Origin of the sequence: Vibrio chagasii (genome assembly GCF_002954585.1) — a bacterium.
Classification (GTDB): Bacteria; Pseudomonadota; Gammaproteobacteria; order Enterobacterales; family Vibrionaceae; genus Vibrio; species Vibrio chagasii_A.
On record NZ_MSCI01000002.1, the window covers coordinates 1,522,234 to 1,542,156 of the forward strand.

Here is a 19,923-nt window from a genome sequence, read left to right on the forward strand (position 1 = left end):
GAAGCCGGCTAAAGACAGAGATCCCTTACAGGAGGAGCTATGAAATACTGTCCATGTTGTTCAACAGAGTTAATCGAACGAGACGATATCCATATTTGTCCACGTAACGAAATTGGTGACTGTTATTTTGATGGTTATGAGCAATCTCATATTGAATATCATCAGCTCAAAGACTACCCACAAGATTCTGCGTTCGATATCACAGAGGTCATCGCTGACTAACTCTCACAGGGTTGAAAAACGGAGATTGTCTCGCTAGTAAAGCGTCTCAGCTTACGTTTACGTTCTCCAAAATTAAAAAGCCCTGATGGTAATATCATCAGGGCTTTTTTGTCTTTCAGCGCCATAAACATACAGCGAATCAAGCAGCAGTTAACTTGGTGTTACCACATTAGATCATCAGGGATCACGAAGTCTTTGTACGGGTCATCCTCGTCAACTTCATCAGTGCTTGCTGTTTGAGTATCAACGATTGACTCCTCATCACGCATCGCGATTTTGTTTGCTACCGCTGTTGGAATCACAACATAGCTTTCGCCCTGACGTGCAATACTCAAGATGCCTTTACTCAATTGCTTTTGAGTCAGCTCTTCAACGTATAGGTATTTGACCAAAGTACCGTCAGTGAAGTTATATTTGATTTCACCATTTTTCAGGTCGATCTTGTTCATGTCGATCAGCTGCTTCACTTGAGCTTTGATCTCTTTGCTCAACTGCTTTTCTTTCAGCTGTTGGTTTAGCTCTTTATCTTTCGCTTGCTGCGCCAGCTTGTTCTCTTCTGCTGCCGCTTTTGCTTCACGAGCTTGAACACGAGACTTTTTAGAGCCTTTCTTCGCCTTCTTTAATTTTTTCTCATTTACCAAGCCAGCTTTAAGCATCTGCTCTTGGAGTGTTAACTTTGCCATGACTTTCCCAGTTCAGGATTAAAAACGACACTATCATACCTGTTTTTCAAGTTTCTGTTTACCAGACAAGAGTAAATTACTCAACAATTCCAAAATAATCGCGTCCTCTCAAAACGGCTTATCGACCATTCTCTTAGTCAATACCCACTCACCTTCCATCTTTTTATTACGCGCGCGTAACACTTATCATTCAATTAGAGCAATGTTTTCACTTTCAATAGATGACTCATTTTATAAAACCTTGGCGTGTATCTCATAATTTAATATTGCTTATAGAGTTATAACTCAAGCGCAATATCTATTGACTACGTTATTCATTACACCCATTAGTAAGGATAACGTAACCAATGAAAAATCAATGGACTAGTTTAAGTGCATTACTCGCATCAGCTTCATTCTTAGCTCCCTCTGCTATCGCCGATACCGACGTGTATCTGACCAATAACACCAACCAAGTAATGACGATTCAAGCCAGTCACAGTGGTACTGACCTCCTTACATATGGAGAGGAATGGCAACAACACGTTGAGCAAATTGGTCCATGGGAAACAAAAAAACTGATCAGCTTTAATCGTTGGACAGGCGTCAAATCAGGGGAAACTTATCAATTCAACACTGTGGTTTCGAATACTGTGGGTGAAAGTATCACTCTCAATCAAACCATGAAGGGACACTGGTATAACTCGACATTACAACATGGCTTAAGTGCCGCTGATGTTAATCTGAGACTCTATGATGACCGTAATATCCACCGCAGTACGACCGATGCCTTTAACGTGAATACTGAGCTTGCACTAAAAGCCGATAACACCGCACGCTACGATGATATTTACTACACCATCACTCCAGAAAAAATAGACGAGCAGCCAGAACCTGATGCGAATACGCTGAAAGTCATGACGTATAACATTTGGGCTCTTCCTGCAATCGCATCCCACATTGGTGATCGCTACGACCTGATCCCCCAATATGTCAAAGGCTATGACGTACTCGCGCTTCAAGAGGTGTTTGCCAATGGTCGACATGAATTCTTGCGGGAACTGGCCAAAGAGTACCCTTATCAAACTAAAATGCTCGATAAAGATGGCATCAACATCTATGACGGCGGTGTGATCATTGTCAGCCGCTACCCTATCGTTAATGAAGCTCAGTATGTATTTCCCGACTGTACCGGCACTGATTGCTTTGCTGACAAGGGTGTGAACTACGCTGAGATCATCAAAAATGGCCAGGCTTACCACGTATTCGGCACTCACACTGCATCATTCGACACCACAACGGCACGCAACTACCGACAACGTCAATTTAGACAAATGCGCGAGTTAGCTATATCCCTTGATATCCCAGCATCAGAAACTGTTATTTACAGCGGCGACTTCAACGTAAACAAGCTTAAATTCCCTAGCGATTACCAAGAGATGTTTACCAATCTTCAAGCAATTGAACCCGAGTATTCAGGCTATACGGCGTCTACATTCGACCCACGTATTAATAACTTCGCTGGCGAGCCAATGTCTGGTGGAGAAAACGTTGAATATCTTGATTATGTCGTCGTCAGTTCTGAGTACGCGGTTAAAACTCAAAACAATAACCGCGTCGATGTGCCTCGCTCCACCAGCAGTGAACTTTGGAAGCATTACAATCTTTCAGACCACTTCCCTGTTAGTGCAGTGATCAAGTAGCGCGGTAAAGAATCTATGTTACGCGTTATATTAATCATCATGCTCACCATATTGGTGGGCATGGTTGGCTATTCATGGTCATCAAAAGAACCTAAAACTACCTATGCTTCGGTAGAATACGAGCACGTTTCTGCCCCCATCGAAGCACGCCCTGTAACCATTAGTCATATCGACGACAATCGAACAAGCATTTCATACCCAACAGATGAAGCAGAATCTTTTGATCACGTTGTTTTTGCAGAGCTACTGTTAGACCTCGAGGGTAAAGCCTTGTTTAATGAGCTTGACCAGTTTTGGGGGCTGTGCCAACAAACTAGCAACTGCAGAGAACAACTCGCTCTGTTACAAGATGAGTTAACGAGCGAATGGTTTGAATTACTCAGCCACTACCCAACTCTCTCTGCAAAATGGAAATCGGTAGAAAGCACTATGCCTCTTGAATCGATAGAGACCTTAGAGGAAAAAGTAAGCGTATTTAAACAGTCCGCACTACAAGTATGGGGAGAACTCGCCCACCAGTTGTTTTCAGATCAGTTTGCACACTTAAACTTCACGCTTAGCGCTAGCTTAATCAAAGAAGTCGAAGCAACGGAGTTTGTTTCACATTACCGAAACTTAATTATGGAATGGGACGGACAAGCCGAAGTATTAAACGCAGACACCGCATTCAAAAAATACGAACTCGCTATCTCGTTACTTCCGAGTAGCTTTAGTCCAAACGAGCTAGCCTCCATTAAGACAGAACTGCAAGAGACATATTTGGATGACTCACAAGCAAACAACATTGTGGCTCGTGAACACCAAGTAGCGCAGCAACAGCAAACGGTGGCGAATTATCACGAACAATTGGCTCAACTGAAGTCGTCCTTAGTTGTGCTGCGATCTACTAGCCATAGAGACTGGAGTAGCCAAGAATGGGATAGCTACTATCAACAAGAGATATCTGGCTTTCGGGAGAACTTCTTTAAATAGCGTAGTTCAACAAGATAGCCTCAAATCACTAGCCAGCTAGCGTGAGAGCGGATCAGCAGAGGCCATCGCGAAACTGTGCTGGTGATTTATGAAGCCAGCCCTTAAATGCCCTTCTGAAATTGGCAGGATCATTGTAGCCAAGCCTTTCACCAACATCGTCAATACTCATGTTTGTAGCGAGCAGTAGCTCTTTGGCCAGTTCAACTCGCACTTCTGTCAGTAGCTGCTGATAACTCGTTTCATAATTGCTCAGTTCGCGCCTCAGGGTACGAGAACTGCAACCAAACAGATCTGCCAGTCGCTCTATGCTCGGGAAATGACCTGCAGTTTGATAAAAGATGGTTTTGATTTGATTAGTAAGCAGATGCTCAGACTCCAACGTCTCAACAATCGACTGACAAGACCTAAGGTAACGTTTTAGAGTCGAGGCATCATGAGTCGGTAACACTTGAGATAAAACAGAGGTATCGAACCTGAGTTCACAGACATTTTGATTAAAAGTGACCTCACACTGAAAGCGCTTATCATAAAGTTTTGCGTAATTTGGGTTGGGATAAGGTAACGAAAGCGCTTCAATAGATAACGCTTCTCCGGTCAGTTCTTTAAACAATGAGACGATTGAACTAAGAAAGTATTCACTGCAGAAAGGAAGCAATTCGCCGACCTCTAGCGTGTTCTCGATTTGTATCGCAGAGAGTTCGCCATCACGAATCAACTTTACAGAAAAGATAGGACCATTTAGCCGAAGATATTTAAAGCCGGCTTTGATCGCCTCTTCAACATTTGGGCTGGTTGATAACGCATAACCTAACACCCCAAAATGACTCAAGCTTGCATGTTCCCCAAGCGACAAACCTAACCCCTCATTCGGGAAGTTCTGATTCGCGACCCGAAAGATAGACAGTTTATCCCCGTATGTGAGCTTTCCATTTGGATCTCTCCAATTTAGGCATTCCAACCCTGCACAACCAAGCAGTGTTTCAACGTTCACGCCTTTTTGCTCTAACGTATTGAGTAAAAGTGTGACATCTAAGGTACCTAACTGGTGCCGATGCTCCGTTGGCATATACTCTGCGATAATTTCCAATCCAACCTCCCTCATCACTCATTGCACTTCGGTCACTGAGGTATACCATAGTGTTCAAGTCGTGAATTGACGCGTACTCTTGTCCGAATATGACCTCCAAATTCTACTAAACTCACCGCACAATAGGATTAGTTGTTAAATTAATGTGAAGCCTCGCAATGATAAACACACTTCCAGCTCCAGTCTGCGTGATTAACTCCGATGGTCAACCAACCATCGGGCATTTCGATGGCATCCCAAAACAACTAAACATAGAAAACTTCGATTATCGAAATGCCATGGACGCAAAAGCAAACCCTTGGCATAAACACTTCCACTACAAACAATTTCAGTTTGTAAGCTTAGTTACACAGACTCACATCATTGGCGTTGCTATTGCTGACATTCGTTACTTGAGTTCGGCATTTTGTTACGTATACGACATAGAGAATAATCACCTAGAAGAGTCCAATTGGCTGCGACCTTTGGGGCTTGATAAGCAAATCACCCACTCCCCCTTTGAGGGTACGACAAAAATTGCAGGTCAAAGCATCGCTTTCAATATCAAAGAAGGACAATGGAACGTAGCAATCAACACCAAGCTCATTAAAGCTGATTTTTGCTTGCTGCCAGCTCCCGATAGCTTACCTATGTCGATGTGCACACCAACCGGTTATTCAGGGTGGACCTATACCCAAAAACACAATGCACTCAAAGTAACTGGGACACTTGAGATAGACCAACATGAGGTCTCTCTTATCAATGCAAGTGCTGGCTATGACTTTTCCGCTGGATACATGAGGCGTGAAACCAGTTGGCGTTGGGCTAGCATCAACGCGCTAGTCAATAACACGAACATTGGCCTTAATCTCGCGGCCGGAGTTAATGAGACGGGTGGCTGTGAGAACGTACTGTGGATTAACAGCGCCCGGCACTTACTTGGCGATGCTCAGTTTACATTTAGCCGCCAAGATACTCATTTACCTTGGCAGATAACGTCTATTGATGGTCGTATCAACCTGACTTTTACTCCCATCAACCATCGCAGCGAGAAGCTCAACCTATGGCTGTTAAAGAGTAACTTTCGCCAGTTCATCGGGCACTTTTCTGGCTCAATCCAAGACAATGATGGCATCACGCACCAACTCAATAATGTACTTGGTTTAACGGAAGACCACTTTGCTCGTTGGTAACAAAACTCTTGTGGTGACTCAATCACAATCAATGACCTAGACACCTCAAGTATGACTTCTCAACAAGGATAAAACATGAATATCGACGCATTAATCAATCATCCAGAATGGCTGCTGTTGGTACTGGCACCTTTATTCATGATTTGCATGCTGGCCGAGTATTTCATTGGTCAGAGACAAGGACGATTACCAGATAACTCCAGCTATAAGCTATCCGAGGTGATCTGTAATTTCACATTGGCAGGCATGCATCAGCTGTCGGATCTACTGACCGGACTGCTGATCGTTCAGCTTTACCTCTGGTTATTTGGTTGGCGTTTAATGGAAATAGAGATGGGCGTGTTGAGTTTCATGGTGCTCATGATTTTACAGGATTTTTTCTATTACTGGTTCCATCGAGCGAGTCATCGTGTTCGCTGGATGTGGGCCGCTCATGTCGCGCACCACAGTTCAGAAAGGATGAACTTTAGTACCGCTTTTCGTCAAAGCTTAATGTACCCAATCGCAGGGATGTGGCTATTCTGGGTTCCCCTTGTCATCATAGGTTTCGATCCGAAATGGGTAATATTCGTCGTGCTTTTGAATCTTGGTTTGCAGTTTTTTGTCCACACACAGTGGGTTCGAAGCTTAGGGCCTCTTGAATACATCTTTAACACACCATCGCACCACCGAGTGCATCACGGCAGGAACCCACAATACATCGATAAAAACTACGCTGGCGTTTTAATAGTCTGGGATAAGTTGTTTGGTACTTTCGAGCCGGAAGTGGAAACTGTACGTTACGGCGTCACTAAACCAGTCAACAGCTTCAACCCTATCACGGTTACTTTCCAAGAATGGAGGCTAATATGGACAGACCTCAAGAATACACAGCTATCTCGGATACAGAAAATTAAGCTAATGCTTTCTCCCCCTTCTGATTGACACCCTTAGTCTAGAAATAAAAAGCCCGCACAACGCGGGCTATCCATTGAGTTATTTCCAACGCCACTGACTACCGTTAATATCAGCGCCCACCAACCAAGTGCGTTCATTCCATTTTAGTGAGTTCGCCAAGCCGTTCTTAACCTGGCCATTATCCCACCGCCATTGTTGAGTCTCGTGATTTCGGCACGCCTCTAAGCTGATATCAATACCATTTTGGTCAAGACACATAGTTGGGGCGGCTTTGTTGATTAACTTGCCGTCCGCATTCATTTTCCACTTTTGATTGTCACCATCGTGACAACGCCAACCATAAATGACTAAACCTGATTTAGAACCATCTACCTCGGCATCTAAACATTTCAATCCATCCTCTGACTCAGTAACAATGCCTCGCCATTCACCATCGGTCGCCGTGCCACTCGATGCTTCAAACAAAGCCTTTACTACCGATGTCAGTGGTTGAGTACTCCGAGATGCTCTGCGAGCGCTTTCTTGCCAAGATTGAGGTACAGGCTGTGTAATGTCCCACTGACCTTCACCATCATAGTAAGACTTAGCTACTGATTGAGGAGTCGGTGTCCACAAGAAATCTGGATGTCGGTTCTGATACCATTCGCCACCGATTGCGTTACCATTTTGATCAAGCTCCAAATCGTAATAATAAGTAACGTTGGTAATACCATCATAACTTGGCGAGTCACTGCGTCTATGAGTTGGGTTTGTCTCTACTACATAACTGACCACCATCTGAACGCCAACCACGCTTTGGGTATTTGAAGAACGGTAACTAGAAAATCTATCTCTATGGTAATCACTCAGGTCAATAGTTACTGCGGCTGGTTGAGAAGCGGTTTGGTTCGTTTGTGGGTTAAAGTAGGTGACCTTATAACCCACAACAGGTTGATTCCAAACCTGATAGTCGTAGGTTGCATCCATGATTAGGCTACGTTTGGAAATACCCAGTTGATTTAGGATAGATAAGTGCCAACTGGCTGGGTTGGTATCCACACAATTTGGATCGACAACACGACCATTTTCATCTTTCTCCGGGTCTTTTACGTTACAGCGGCCACCAATAAAACGGGAATTGAAGGGCGCTTCAGACCATAACAATGTCCCGAGTGCTTTAATATCTGAAGGGTAAAAAGTAAGCGGCTCTCCATTCGCGTCAGGCACAATCAGCGACTGCTTTGGTCGAGGAAGCATATAGGCGGCAGGTGCCCAACCGTGACAAAGGCCCATCCAACGCTCCACATGACCACGAGACTCATAGTATCCCTTACCCGAATCCCATGAACGTTGCGTCAACGTAAAATTCTCATCTCCAACCAAGAGATCATATTTTTCCGCTGGCGACAAATCATCACGATCTTGACCTTGATAATACTCTAAAGGTTTTTGTAAGTGACTGAAGTCGAAATAGGCTTGCCAGTTATTCGCTCTCAATTCCTTATCGGCATAGCGCCAAGCAAGTGCACCAGAATACAGAGGCCAATACGTATCTGACCAAGGTTGTACATCAAGTCGTGTTTGATTCGGTACCGCTTGAGCCAAGTGGTTTAAGTTGCGAATCAGACCGTTCCCTGCGTCAACCAAACGAGCTGGATTATCGTTTTGTCGAATCGGTGACAATAAGAATTCTGATATTTGTGGATTTGCTTCCCCCATTCTCATTATCGTGTCTCTCATCAAGTCGCGATGGCGATTCAGATACTCAGAGTGATCGGCAGAGGTAACATGACCACTCTTTTCAGGAACAGCATCCATGACTGTTTGGGGAGATTCATGAAACGCCTCCATGAATTCAGTGACTTGTGAATCACTTGCGATTGCAGCATATGGGAGCACCGCTGACAGTAAAGTTACAATCGTTTTCATTAAAATTTCTACTCTCTCAGTTACTATTGTTATTGATAATAATTACCATTAACACGGCAAAGTAAGCAGAGTGGTTCGCTTTATGCGATAAATCAATTTCATGATCGTACCAATAAATCAAACTGTGATTCCCTTTCGAATAACACCTCCATTTATCTTCTGAACTAACTAGAGCGCGAATTATCTATAAATAATCAGATAGATAGAGAATTAATAATATTTAACCAAGTGCATATTATGTATAATGGGAAACTATTAAAACAACGATTATTATTACTAAAATGAGTTCTTCACATATTCACTACTTACTTGCCCTCTGCCTTACTGCAATACCATTTACATCACTTGCCGCCCTCAAATATAACGCCCAGTATTACAATGCTGATAGCATTGAGGCCGTTCTTGAAGATATGTCCGACCCAGGGTTCGAATCGAATTATGGAGACTTCGCAAAGATTCGGTCGCAGCTTTACCAACAAGCAGGAATGCAGAACCAACACCTAAATTCTAGTGAGGTTGACGCGCTAGAAAGGTATCAAGATGATGCCTATCAGCCGATAAGAAAAGGCTTAGCGCAAGGGAGGATGGACTCGGAGACAGAAACCTTAATCAATGAAATAGACTCTGCGTTCGAACATGGCATCAAGTACAAAGGGACGGTGTTTCGTGGGGAGAGCTTACTCTCCGCTTACGGAGACACCGTAAAAGTAGGAGATATCGTGAGTCCCAATTCCTACTTGTCCACGTCTATCTCGAAAACGTTGTCATATAATTTTCATAATGGGCAACTTTCTCGCTTTGAACTTAACCTTGGTCAACACGGAATGGTGATACCCACGGTGCGTGACGATGAACTAGAAGTACTCATCAATAGAAACTCTCTGTTTGAGGTCACGGCTATCAATACCACACCAGAGGGAAATCAAGTGATCTATCATGAAGTCTCGGCAGAACAAGTCGGCACGCGCCCTATTAAAGATCTCCATTCAGGAGAAAACCTCACAGTGACCGAAGCCTGTATCTACTAGTGAGTTTAACCATTGCGCGTTAAGCATTAAGGTCAAGGCTGAGAGCGTTAACTCTCGGCCTAAACAGGCATCAATAAACTTTATGAAAGTCGATCAGCTGGAATGTTAGGTCGCTGACCCAGAAGTCGCCATCTAAATCGGCGCCTTGAACGAATCGATTACCCCCCATTTCTAGGGTGATAATGTATTTGCCAGCAATCAGGCCCTCTACCATGTAAAAGCCATCGCTTTCTATTTCACTGGAATATTCGGTGCCTTTCTGGATGTGTTTAAAGTGCAGGTACGCATTGCTCTCTATATCCCCTTCCACTGTGCCATCCACACCAAACGACACCACCATTGCAATAGGAGCATGAGTCTGTCCCACTTGCTTAGTATTCACAAACACTGGATTCTGAATTGGGGTTAAGTTGAGGTCTAACGCCCCTTCATCGATATAAATAGGTAGCTTTTCTCTAGCTGGCACACTTGAGAACTCAAATCTTCCCTTCGAGTCACTGACAGCACGTTGATCGAGAACCTGTAAACTGACTCCGGCTATGGGTTGTTTATGGTGGTCATACACTATGCCGGTCAGTTTAGAGTGGTTGTATCGATTCCATTCGACGAACTCGCCAATATCTTCATCAAAGTATGTTTTTGCGCCAAATTCCGTGGTCATTTCTACGCCGTATCGATCTTCCGTCCCTTCCAGTTTAAAAAGCAGGTACGGATTCACACGAGCTTCCAAAGAGGCTGTAAATGAGACCTCTTGTTTCTGATAACGTGCGGAAACGTTCGTGGTCAGCTCTTGAAACACCTCTAGAGGGTCAAGCACGCACTCTTTACAGGCATTTCTCCATGAAAGCTCAGTGCGTTCGTGATGCCCAGATCCATTCACTGTTCCAGATATATTCCACGATGTGTCAGAAAAGCCGCTTTTAGCGAGCTCGACAGTATGCAAGTAACTGTCTTGGTAAGTATCTTTCGTGTATTGATAATCGCCAGCATAAGAGAGGAACAGATTGCTCGACATTTTGGCGTTCACTTTTGGCTCTACACTTAACTCGTCGTCATCGTTTATTACCGTTAAAAAGGCGGTGAGATTGGCAAGAGACAAGTTGTATTTAAAAACATCATACTCCATCGACTCTAAAGCCAATTCATCGGTCTTATTAAGCTCAATCGATGCAGACTGATCGCCACCTAACAAGATATCAAACTCCATGGGGAACCGATTAAAATCAGGTAACCAACCAATATGTCCAGCAAACCAATGTGTCGGTAAATATCGCCCCTGAAAACCGACTAAATCTTTGCCATGCTGCCGTCTGAAAGCACTACCCACGGTAAAGTAATCAGCGAGGCCATATTCTAGAGACACTGCGCCTGCTCGATCTGCGCCCTCGTTGCCTACCACCTCAACACCCCACTCATTGCGCGGCAAAAAAGCATCTTCCAACCCAGCAACAGTGATCTCTTCTTCCTGCCACACCCCTTTTGATAAGTAGTAACGAAACTTAATCGTGTCACCGGGGGAAATGTTGTCTTCTTCAATAACAAAACGCCCAAACTCATCAGAGCGATAAGTCCTTTGGTAGATGCCATTAACCAACACATCAATGCTGATATTCGGTTGAGTTGTACGCTCCAATTGTAAGTTGCCGAACTCTGGCTGACGGTTCCGATTGGTGTAGTAGAGACCGTCTTCAAGGGTTTGGTTAATCGTAAAGACGCTGCCATCCAACAATACATGCCCTAACTCAAGCGAGCCCTCACCATCGTTCGTCTCAACCGCGATGTTGTAATAGACGATGGGTTGGTCTTCTCTCGAATCGATAGATAATCGGGATAAGGAGTGTTCGGTACTGAGAATGGTATCGGAAATGGCATAGACATCACCTCCCTCTTCACTATAGTGATATACAGACGTTGCTACGCGTGTCGCTAAACCCACTGTTGCTTGAGGCTCTACGACAGGCACGTTAGAGGCTCGTTTCAATTCTTCGGCTTTCTTTCGGGATTCATTTTTGATCTTGGAGATCACCGCTTCCAGTTCAGTTAACGAGCTGAACTCTGGCGACACGGTTAACCGATAATCATCAATATCCCAACGGACTTTTGCGGGAATACAGGCTTGTAAGCTGTACCAGTGGATATACGTTTCTGCATCAATCACTTCAAACTTAATCGACTGGATATTCGTATCATCGCGATAACAAATTGCTTGCTGGGTATCGACGATATAGGGAGGAGACTCTCTACCTACATCTTGCGGCAGGTAGATTTCACAATAGCCGTCTTCATCGCATTGACCATTCATCTCTAGTAGAGAAAATGCCGCATTGGATATCGAAACAAACGGCTCTTCGTAGTCATCCATCATCACGCGATAAAAGCTATCACCGACTTGTCCTACTCGAACCTCGATATGAGCAGGATAGAGTTCGCTCGCCTCATCTTCGCCTTGTAGCTGTGATTGCGCGGGAAAAGGCAATAATGAGTAAATCAAGACAAGTCGGAAAACCAGATGATGGAACATGGTTCTTGCCGTCACTCAGTTGAACGCCTGATCACTGATAATAGAGATGCCGGCCTACAGAACACATTCGTGCAAAGGTTGGTCGTTTTGTACTAATGACACCTTAGATCCTTTCGGAAACGGCTTGGTTAACTCCGCATTACGAAGTAACACTACCTTTTCACTGTGTTCATCAACATTCAGTTTGGCGCTAAACTGAAACTTACCATCATTGGTGATCTTAAGGTTCTGATCAGCACATTGGAACTTCACGTCCTGAACTTGCTCGCCTTTTTGAACATACACTGGAACATAACTATTGATATGGAAATTAAGCTCAAATGCTGAACCATTGTTCGAACGCACCGTTCTTGATAAATCAGTCGCTTCAGGTGCTTTCGCTATTGGTGAAAACCATAGATAAGCACGGTACTCTCCATCAGGCATATCGTCAGGTAAGGCGTTCATACGCAAACGAACAGTGCGCCTTTGATTAGGCTTTAGTTCACGGATGATTGGTGGTGAAACCTTAATCCAATCAGCAATGTTTTCTGACTCAGCAATATTGGCGTCAGTGCGAACTAAGCCGCTTGCCTTTACTGAACGGTAGATGGGCTTTATCTCTAGTCGGATCGGTTCATTTGAATTATTCTCCACTACAATTTTCTCCGTGACTGAGGTATCAGCGTCTAGCACAAAGCGAGTCGGTGCGATAAGGAGTTGAGCGTAGGCTTGTGCAGTGAAAAGTAAGCCGAAAAAGCATGAGATAAATAGCTTCATTTATAATTGACCTCAAAAGGAATAGTGCTGGTATAAAGGCCAGCAGGATGATTAGCGCCAATTTTTACTTTTGCACCAATACACAGAAGTTTGCTTCTCCCATTCCCTTTAATTTTCGCTCGGCCTCTCTTAGATAAGCCACAGCCAAAATAGAATTTCTTAATACGAAGACGCTTCGATTTTTGAGAATGGTTGAGATATTGATTAGAAGGGAGCGAAACCACGATCTTTTTTCCCGGCTCGCCTTCAACATAAAAACGAACCACGTAAATCTGACCATTGGCTGGATTAGCATCGGCATTTTGTCCAGAACCAGAGATATACATACCAGGAAATTTCACTTCCATATTTTCAGGAATTATTTCCAGAGCATAGAGCGGGCTTGAGTATAGAGTCAGTCCGATATATATCGCGTATTTAACTACGCATTCAAATAGAGACTTCATAGTAAAAGCGGCTGCTCTATTACAGCCACAATATTACACTAGTTTTACTTAATTATTGGTAAGTAACATCAACTGCAACGTTTGCAGCATAAGTACCAGCTACCAACGATGCACTTGAAGTACGAGCCGTACCACCAATATTAAGATCCGCTGTACCACCAGTTAGGGTTATAGCGTTGTTAAAATCAAACTCAGCAGCAATCGTATTTACACCGTTAACTAAGTTGGTATCAGAAATACTTACTGTCACCGTATCACCTGATTCACCCGTAAGTGTAAACGCCGCAGCCCCTGCATCACCTTGAGTAACAACAACATCTGTCGTGTTATCTGAAGTGATGATACCGAAATCTAAATCACTCGTTTTTGTCATTGTAATTGCTTGTTTTACTTCTAGTGTTGCATCAAAAGTGTCACTCACAGCAAAAACGTTTGCTGAAGAGATAGAAAGTGCAGAGACGGCAACAACCTTAAAGACTTTATTCATTTCTTTAATCCTTTATATAAAATTGGCTTTATTATTAGGGTTACCTAATAGTCAAACAGAGTTAACAATTAAGTAACAACAATCCTATTTAGAAAATATATATATTGACACTTATTTATCAAGAAATGGGACGCATTGAGAATAAGATCACGCCAATTGATAGAAATAACACCAATAAAAATAATGGTATTAGAGTATTTCATCCAACAATATATAAAACTTGTTTTACATTCTAACCAGTTAATAATTCCATTTATTTAATCAAGAACACTTAAATTTTTAGAATATATTAAAAATACAGTACGAGATAAATTTGAAGTAAGACGAGAAAACGACGTATATAGATCAGCGTGTTGCAATAAAGTCTCAAATTTGAAACGAACTAGAGAAACCATAAACTTGTAATAAAATTGAAATATTAACCGGACAGGCATTAACTATTTAACCTCCCTATTGATAGTGTATTAAAAATAAGACATATCAAATCATCTAACATTATTATTTTTTACGGTAATTAAGACTATTAAATGACGTCTAAAAAGGAGGATAATTTGATATTAATGACCGATCCTATAATTTGCTCTAATGACCTATTTTGTTTCATTTCTCACGAGCCTTAAATGCAGCAAAGCTTGTGATATTGGAAGCTTGATGCAAGGTAAATGCAGCGGTAACACACTCATTTTTAGACTCAGAATGCTTTGGCTGTCTTTTGACTTCCTATGATTGACTCCAAACCCAAAATTGTCTCCCCCTCGAGTCCTTTAACCGCACCACTTTGTTGGTTCATCTTGCCAAGAAATAATCAATCTAAGGTTCCATTCCGCTGATAGCGGTCTGATTGAATAGGAATGCAGCACTTTCCTGTAATTTATTTGTGATCTGGGTTGCACGCGTACCGCATACTATCAGATACTGAATAAAACTAACCTTCAGCCACAGTACACAGTTAACCGTAGACTGTTCAGGAAATTCAATGAGTTCAGATAATCAGCCAACCTACTTCTTTTTCGATTACGAAACATGGGGCGTAAGCCCAGCGAAAGATCGTCCAAGTCAGTTCGCCGGCGTTCGTACCGACCAAGATTTCAATATTATTGGTGAGCCATTGGTCATCTACTGCCAACCTCCTGCTGATTACCTTCCTGCACCTGAAGCTGCACTGATTACTCGAATCACTCCACAAAAAGCCATGTCTCAAGGCCTGCCGGAACCAGAGTTCATCGCTAAGATCCATGCTGAACTTGCAAAGCCGAACACCACAAGCCTTGGTTACAACAGTATTCGATTCGATGACGAAGTCACGCGATACACCTGTTACCGCAACTTCATTGACCCGTATGCATGGAGCTGGCAGAACGGTAACTCTCGTTGGGACCTGTTAGATGTGATGCGTGCCGTACACGCCCTGCGTCCTGACGGTATTGTTTGGCCAGAAAACGAAGAAGGTTTCCCAAGCTTCAAACTGGAACATCTATCTGTGGCAAATGGCATTGAACACGAAAACGCGCACGATGCGATGGCCGATGTTATTGCGACGATTGAATTGGCGAAAAAGCTGAAAGCCGTACAACCTAAGATGTTTGACTATCTCTACAACATGCGCCACAAACGTAAGCTGAATGAGCTGGTCGACATCGTAAACATGACACCGTTAATGCACGTTTCGGGTATGTTCGGTCGTGACTGCAATTACACAAGCTGGATTGTTCCTATGGCGTGGCATCCTACCAATCAAAATGCGGTGATTGTTGTCGACCTAGCAAAAGACCCAAGCCCGCTATTGGAACTTGATACTGATGAACTCAGAGAAAGACTTTACACCAAGCGCAGCGACCTAAATGAAGACGAGCTGCCAGTGCCAATTAAGCTGGTTCAACTCAACAAGTGCCCTATTCTAGCGCCAGCAAAAACGTTAACCGCTGAAAATGCAGAAACCATTGGTATTGATCGTCAGCAGTGTTTGAAGAACCTAGCGATCCTGCGCGAGCACCCAGAGATTCGTGAAAAATTGATTGGCTTATATTCACAGGAACGTGAGTACGAAAAGAGCGACGATGTAGATACACAGCTTTACGATGGCTTCTTCTCACCGGCAGATAAAACCGCGATGAACATCATTCGTGAGACTGACCCAAATAACTTAGCAGCGTTAGACATCACGTTCAGTGACGAGCGCATTAAGCCTTTATTGTTCCGTTACCGCGCACGTAACTTCCCATGGACGCTAGATGAATCCGAGCAACTTAAGTGGGCAAACCATTGTCGTGAGTTTTACGAAAGCCGCTTAGAAGAGTACATGCTCAACCTAGAGAACCTCGCACACGAACATGAAAGTGACGAGAAGAAAATGGCTATCCTGAAAGCGGTGTATCAATACGTAGAAAAGCTAGCTAGTTAACCCATTATCGAGAGATGTAAAACCTTGAAAGAAAGATTGATCAAACTCGTTTACTGCTTAATCTCCTTCACCTTAATCATAGGTGCTCTCACTGCAGGCAACGCGTTACAGCAATACTTAGATACCTCAATCCCAGGCAGTATTTTTGGCATGTTAATTCTGTTCACTGCCATGGTGATTGGTATTCTGCCGGCACACTGGGTACAGCCTGGTGCCAGCCTGATTATTCGTTTGATGATTTTACTGTTTGTCCCGATCAGTGTCGGGCTTATGGAACACTTTGACATGCTGATCGCTAACGCGCTGCCGATTATGGCGAGTGCAGTGGGTGGCACGCTCATTGTATTAGTCTCCTTATCATGGTTCTTAGACCGTTTGCTAGCGAGAGGTAAGTAATCATGTGGATTCTATTAACTATTGTGGTGTTTCTGTTTGCTCGTTGGGTAAGTCAGAAAGTGAACTCCCCGCTATGTAACCCGCTGCTAATAAGCATTGGCATCATCATTCCAATTTTGACGTTCTTTAAAGTCCCGTTCGAGACTTACTACGCAGACAATACTTGGATTACGTACATGCTTCAGCCAGCGGTTGTCGCCCTAGCTTATCCTTTATATGAGCAGCTACCTCAAATTCGAGCCAACTGGCGAATCATTACCTTTGCATGCACGCTGGGTAGTGCGATGTCGATGACAACAGCAGCAATGATTGCCGTCGCTTTCAAAGCAGACCTAAGTTTGATTGCGAGTCTATTGGGCAAATCAGTCACTACCCCTATTGCGATGGAAGTATCAAGCCATCTTGGTGGTGAAGCGGCGATTGCTGCAATACTGGTTCTTATCGTCGGATTATTTGGGGCAATTTTTGCTTACCCTATCTACAATCTAATTGGCATTAAGAGCCCTATTGCCAGGGGTTTAACCATGGGCACGGTTTCTCACGCGCTAGGTACGGCAACTTGCGCTGAAAAGAACCAAGAAGATGCGGCTTTCAGTTCACTGGCGTTAGTGCTGTGTGGCGTTATCACCTCAATAATCGCACCTAGCGTGTTTGGTATGGTGGTCTGGTTCTATTCCTAGCCTAGACGCCGACAACCCGATTTAGCCCAAGCCTAGCCCTGTCGATATCAGTGCTTGCTTGGGCTTTTTATTGCCATTTATTCAGCTAATAACAGGCGATTTTGAACAATAAGTGCGATATCAGCTGTAAAAATGGTCCTTGCAATCGATTTCAAGTGTGACCTCACTCTAATTATGCAAGCCAATGTAACAACAACAATATAATAGTGATCATTGTCACAGAAAATTCCTGAGTATTGCATAAACTTAAAGCCTAAGGTCAATTAAGGATTCAACATGAACAGTCGTATTACCCTGGCGCTGGAAAGTGCTCCATCATCAATGAAAGCGCTTTTAAGTGACATCGTATTAGCAGACAACTTTGACGCGACATTGTCTCCAGAACAGTTCTCTAGCCTGCTTGAAGCAAGTGGTTTAGCGGATGACGAACTACGTATTGCACTTCTTCCTTTTGCTGCTGCGTATTCATACGCTCCATTATCTGACTTTTACGTTGGTGCAATCGTGCGTGGTTTGTCCGGTACTCTATACTTTGGTGCAAACCTTGAAATCGCTGGTGCGCAACTTGGCCAAACCGTACACGCTGAACAATCGGCAATCAGCCACGCTTGGATGAAAGGTGAGCGCGGTATTTCAGACATCACAATTAACTTCAGCCCTTGTGGTCACTGTCGTCAATTTATGAATGAACTGACTACAGCGAAAGAGCTTAAAGTTCAGCTTCCGCAGCGTGATGAAATGTCACTACAAGAATACCTACCTGATTCATTTGGACCTTCTGATCTTGGCGTAACAACAGGCTTAATGTCTGAGCTCGATCATAATTACACGACAGAAGAGACGACTCCTATCGTAGTTGAAGCATTAGCCGCGCTTAACCGCAGCCATGCGCCATACACCAAAAATTTAAGTGGTGTGTCACTACAGCTAACAACTGGTGAGATCTTTACTGGTGCTTACGCTGAAAACGCAGCATTCAATCCTAGCCTTCCGCCACTACAAGTTGCGTTGATTCAACTAAAACTTGCAGGCTTCGACTTTGAACAAATTGAAAGCGCAGCATTGGTTGAAATCGCCGAAGGTAGCATCAGTCACCTAGCGGATACGCAATCTACATTAGAAGCGATTAATCCTGACATTCCAGTGACTTACTTAGCAATCTAAGTACATCTAATTAACAACCTTTTAAATAAGCAGCCCATTTTTATAGGGCTGCTTTTTTTATGCTTGTAATTAACACCACAACCCACGCAAACGTTTGCTTTTGTCGTTTAAATAAGTATGATCACCCCGTTTTCAATCAATCGTTCAAAAGATCGGAAGGAATATCTATGTTTGGTACTGCTACTCGTGAAAATGCTACTCGTGTACTTCTATTAGGTTCAGGTGAACTTGGCAAAGAAGTGGCTATCGAGTGCCAACGTTTAGGTTTGGAAGTTATTGCTTGTGACCGTTATGCCGATGCGCCTGCTATGCAAGTTGCGCATCGCAGTCATGTACTAGACATGTTAGATGGCGATGCACTCCAAGCCATCATTGAACTAGAAAAACCAGATTACGTGGTACCAGAAATTGAAGCTATTGCCACCAGCAAGTTGGTAGAGCTTGAAGCACAAGGCTTGAATGTCGTTCCGACAGCTAACGCAACTAAGCTAACGATGAACCGTGAAGGCATTCGTCGCCTGGCGGCAGAAGAACTGAAGCTCAGCACATCTCCTTACCGCTTTGCAGACACCTTTGAAGACTTCGCTGCCGCGGTTGAATTTGTCGGCATGCCTTGCGTTGTTAAACCAGTAATGAGTTCTTCGGGCAAAGGCCAGAGCGTTATCAAAACCGAAGAAGACATCCCAAAATCGTGGGACTATGCACAAGAAGGCGGTCGCACTGGCGCTGGGCGTGTGATCGTTGAAGGCTTCATCGACTTCGATTACGAGATCACTCTTCTCACTGTTCGTGCAGTCGACGGTGTTCATTTCTGTGCACCTATCGGCCACCGTCAAGAAGACGGTGACTACCGTGAATCATGGCAGCCACAGGTAATGTCAGACAACGCTCTAAAAGCGGCACAGTACACGGCAGAGCAAGTGGTTAATGCTCTAGGTGGTCATGGTATCTTTGGTGTTGAATTATTCGTTAAAGGCGACCATGTGATCTTCAACGAAGTATCCCCTCGCCCACACGATACAGGTTTGGTGACATTGATGTCTCAAGACTCTTCAGAGTTCGCACTGCACGTACGCGCATTCACAGGTATGCCTATCAAATCAATTACTCAGTATGGCTCTTGTGCATCTGCAGTAATCCTTGGCCAAGGCACATCAACAAACATCCGTTTTGAAGGCCTTGCAGAAGCATTGGAGGCACCACAAACACAAGTTCGTCTGTTTGGTAAGCCAGACATCGATGGTCGTCGTCGCCTTGGTGTTGCACTGACACGCCGTAAGAGCACAGAAACCGCGATTGAAGATGCAATCAACAGCGCGTCGAAGGTAAAAGTGATTTACTAATCAAGTTCTTAGATCTTGAATCTTAACGATCCAAAAGACGGGCCATGTGCCCGTCTTTTCATTCGTGTTATCTCT

General features: G+C 43.8%; 18 protein-coding genes. 11 read left to right on the forward strand and 7 right to left on the reverse strand.

Features of this window, described 5'->3' with window-relative positions:
• Positions 1 to 39 precede the first annotated feature (39 nt).
• Positions 40 to 222 (forward strand): hypothetical protein, encoded by a 183-nt coding sequence (locus BTO10_RS15190; RefSeq protein WP_004741823.1) that lies wholly within the window; start codon positions 40 to 42, stop codon positions 220 to 222.
• A gap of 161 nt (positions 223 to 383) precedes the next feature.
• On the opposite strand, the gene BTO10_RS15195 is transcribed toward BTO10_RS15190, so the two are convergent.
• Complete coding sequence (locus BTO10_RS15195) at positions 384 to 905, reverse strand: DUF2058 domain-containing protein (protein WP_004741822.1); 522 nt, start codon at positions 903 to 905, stop codon at positions 384 to 386.
• 347 nt (positions 906 to 1,252) lie between these two features.
• Between BTO10_RS15195 and BTO10_RS15200 the strand changes: the two genes are divergently transcribed.
• Positions 1,253 to 2,587, forward strand: coding sequence for a sphingomyelin phosphodiesterase (locus BTO10_RS15200; protein ID WP_105025085.1), 1,335 nt, complete (start codon positions 1,253 to 1,255; stop codon positions 2,585 to 2,587).
• A 39-nt stretch (positions 2,588 to 2,626) separates the two neighbouring features.
• Entirely contained in the window at positions 2,627 to 3,559 is a 933-nt protein-coding gene (locus tag BTO10_RS15205) for a chromosome partitioning protein ParA (protein ID WP_181143999.1), read from the forward strand.
• Between the two features lie 52 nt (positions 3,560 to 3,611).
• On the opposite strand, the gene BTO10_RS15210 is transcribed toward BTO10_RS15205, so the two are convergent.
• Positions 3,612 to 4,646 carry an AraC family transcriptional regulator gene (locus tag BTO10_RS15210; protein WP_105025087.1) on the reverse strand — a complete coding sequence of 345 codons (1,035 nt, stop codon included), beginning with the start codon at positions 4,644 to 4,646 and terminating at the stop codon, positions 3,612 to 3,614.
• 158 nt (positions 4,647 to 4,804) lie between these two features.
• Here BTO10_RS15210 and BTO10_RS15215 point away from each other — a divergent pair, with 158 nt between their 5' ends.
• Positions 4,805 to 5,818: a DUF2804 domain-containing protein gene (locus BTO10_RS15215; protein WP_105025088.1), complete on the forward strand. Its 1,014-nt coding sequence runs from the start codon at positions 4,805 to 4,807 to the stop codon at positions 5,816 to 5,818.
• A 75-nt stretch (positions 5,819 to 5,893) separates the two neighbouring features.
• Positions 5,894 to 6,742 carry a sterol desaturase family protein gene (locus BTO10_RS15220; RefSeq protein ID WP_105025089.1) on the forward strand — a complete coding sequence of 283 codons (849 nt, stop codon included), beginning with the start codon at positions 5,894 to 5,896 and terminating at the stop codon, positions 6,740 to 6,742.
• Positions 6,743 to 6,793: 51 nt separating this feature from the next.
• On the opposite strand, the gene BTO10_RS15225 is transcribed toward BTO10_RS15220, so the two are convergent.
• Positions 6,794 to 8,623 carry a ricin-type beta-trefoil lectin domain protein gene (locus BTO10_RS15225; RefSeq protein WP_105025090.1) on the reverse strand — a complete coding sequence of 610 codons (1,830 nt, stop codon included), beginning with the start codon at positions 8,621 to 8,623 and terminating at the stop codon, positions 6,794 to 6,796.
• A gap of 281 nt (positions 8,624 to 8,904) precedes the next feature.
• On the opposite strand from BTO10_RS15225, the gene BTO10_RS15230 reads away from it, so the two are divergent.
• A complete protein-coding gene (locus BTO10_RS15230; protein WP_105025091.1) occupies positions 8,905 to 9,651 on the forward strand; it encodes an ADP-ribosyltransferase in 747 nt (248 codons plus the stop codon).
• 70 nt (positions 9,652 to 9,721) lie between these two features.
• Here BTO10_RS15230 and BTO10_RS15235 read toward each other — a convergent pair whose 3' ends face one another.
• The 4 genes from BTO10_RS15235 to BTO10_RS15250 are packed head-to-tail and all read right to left on the reverse strand — an operon-like array spanning position 9,722 to position 13,864.
• The gene (locus BTO10_RS15235; RefSeq protein ID WP_105025092.1) at positions 9,722 to 12,172 is read right to left on the reverse strand and encodes a carboxypeptidase-like regulatory domain-containing protein; all 2,451 of its coding nucleotides are present in this window, start codon (positions 12,170 to 12,172) and stop codon (positions 9,722 to 9,724) included.
• A 54-nt stretch (positions 12,173 to 12,226) separates the two neighbouring features.
• A complete protein-coding gene (locus BTO10_RS15240; protein ID WP_105025093.1) occupies positions 12,227 to 12,931 on the reverse strand; it encodes a fimbrial biogenesis chaperone in 705 nt (234 codons plus the stop codon).
• On the reverse strand, positions 12,928 to 13,377 hold the full coding sequence (locus tag BTO10_RS15245) for a DUF4402 domain-containing protein (RefSeq protein ID WP_258098815.1): 450 nt from the start codon (positions 13,375 to 13,377) through the stop codon (positions 12,928 to 12,930). Before BTO10_RS15245 ends, BTO10_RS15240 begins: the two co-directional genes overlap by 4 nt.
• Before the next feature lie 52 nt (positions 13,378 to 13,429).
• Entirely contained in the window at positions 13,430 to 13,864 is a 435-nt protein-coding gene (locus BTO10_RS15250; RefSeq protein ID WP_105025094.1) for a DUF4402 domain-containing protein, read from the reverse strand.
• 976 nt (positions 13,865 to 14,840) lie between these two features.
• Here BTO10_RS15250 and sbcB point away from each other — a divergent pair.
• From sbcB to purT, 5 genes are all read left to right on the forward strand, one after another.
• A complete protein-coding gene (gene sbcB / locus BTO10_RS15255; protein WP_105025095.1) occupies positions 14,841 to 16,265 on the forward strand; it encodes an exodeoxyribonuclease I in 1,425 nt (474 codons plus the stop codon).
• A 24-nt stretch (positions 16,266 to 16,289) separates the two neighbouring features.
• Positions 16,290 to 16,661, forward strand: coding sequence for a CidA/LrgA family protein (locus BTO10_RS15260; protein ID WP_105025096.1), 372 nt, complete (start codon positions 16,290 to 16,292; stop codon positions 16,659 to 16,661).
• Positions 16,662 to 16,663: 2 nt separating this feature from the next.
• Positions 16,664 to 17,341 (forward strand): LrgB family protein, encoded by a 678-nt coding sequence (locus BTO10_RS15265; protein WP_105025097.1) that lies wholly within the window; start codon positions 16,664 to 16,666, stop codon positions 17,339 to 17,341.
• A 276-nt stretch (positions 17,342 to 17,617) separates the two neighbouring features.
• Positions 17,618 to 18,505 (forward strand): cytidine deaminase, encoded by an 888-nt coding sequence (gene cdd / locus BTO10_RS15270; protein WP_105025098.1) that lies wholly within the window; start codon positions 17,618 to 17,620, stop codon positions 18,503 to 18,505.
• Between the two features lie 167 nt (positions 18,506 to 18,672).
• On the forward strand, positions 18,673 to 19,848 hold the full coding sequence (gene purT / locus BTO10_RS15275) for a formate-dependent phosphoribosylglycinamide formyltransferase (RefSeq protein WP_105025099.1): 1,176 nt from the start codon (positions 18,673 to 18,675) through the stop codon (positions 19,846 to 19,848).
• Positions 19,849 to 19,923 lie beyond the last annotated feature (75 nt).

What these genes read in the sequence shown, in the direction of transcription:
- BTO10_RS15190 (WP_004741823.1), top strand. Translation starts at nt 40, where the DNA reads ATGAAATACTGTCCATGTTGTTCAACAGAGTTAATCGAACGAGACGAT.
- BTO10_RS15195 (WP_004741822.1), bottom strand. Translation starts at nt 905, where the DNA reads ATGGCAAAGTTAACACTCCAAGAGCAGATGCTTAAAGCTGGCTTGGTA.
- BTO10_RS15200 (WP_105025085.1), top strand. Translation starts at nt 1,253, where the DNA reads ATGAAAAATCAATGGACTAGTTTAAGTGCATTACTCGCATCAGCTTCA.
- BTO10_RS15205 (WP_181143999.1), top strand. Translation starts at nt 2,627, where the DNA reads ATGCTCACCATATTGGTGGGCATGGTTGGCTATTCATGGTCATCAAAA.
- BTO10_RS15215 (WP_105025088.1), top strand. Translation starts at nt 4,805, where the DNA reads ATGATAAACACACTTCCAGCTCCAGTCTGCGTGATTAACTCCGATGGT.
- BTO10_RS15220 (WP_105025089.1), top strand. Translation starts at nt 5,894, where the DNA reads ATGAATATCGACGCATTAATCAATCATCCAGAATGGCTGCTGTTGGTA.
- BTO10_RS15225 (WP_105025090.1), bottom strand. Translation starts at nt 8,623, where the DNA reads ATGAAAACGATTGTAACTTTACTGTCAGCGGTGCTCCCATATGCTGCA.
- BTO10_RS15230 (WP_105025091.1), top strand. Translation starts at nt 8,905, where the DNA reads ATGAGTTCTTCACATATTCACTACTTACTTGCCCTCTGCCTTACTGCA.
- BTO10_RS15235 (WP_105025092.1), bottom strand. Translation starts at nt 12,172, where the DNA reads ATGTTCCATCATCTGGTTTTCCGACTTGTCTTGATTTACTCATTATTG.
- BTO10_RS15240 (WP_105025093.1), bottom strand. Translation starts at nt 12,931, where the DNA reads ATGAAGCTATTTATCTCATGCTTTTTCGGCTTACTTTTCACTGCACAA.
- BTO10_RS15245 (WP_258098815.1), bottom strand. Translation starts at nt 13,377, where the DNA reads ATGAAGTCTCTATTTGAATGCGTAGTTAAATACGCGATATATATCGGA.
- BTO10_RS15250 (WP_105025094.1), bottom strand. Translation starts at nt 13,864, where the DNA reads ATGAATAAAGTCTTTAAGGTTGTTGCCGTCTCTGCACTTTCTATCTCT.
- sbcB (WP_105025095.1), top strand. Translation starts at nt 14,841, where the DNA reads ATGAGTTCAGATAATCAGCCAACCTACTTCTTTTTCGATTACGAAACA.
- BTO10_RS15265 (WP_105025097.1), top strand. Translation starts at nt 16,664, where the DNA reads ATGTGGATTCTATTAACTATTGTGGTGTTTCTGTTTGCTCGTTGGGTA.
- cdd (WP_105025098.1), top strand. Translation starts at nt 17,618, where the DNA reads ATGAACAGTCGTATTACCCTGGCGCTGGAAAGTGCTCCATCATCAATG.
- purT (WP_105025099.1), top strand. Translation starts at nt 18,673, where the DNA reads ATGTTTGGTACTGCTACTCGTGAAAATGCTACTCGTGTACTTCTATTA.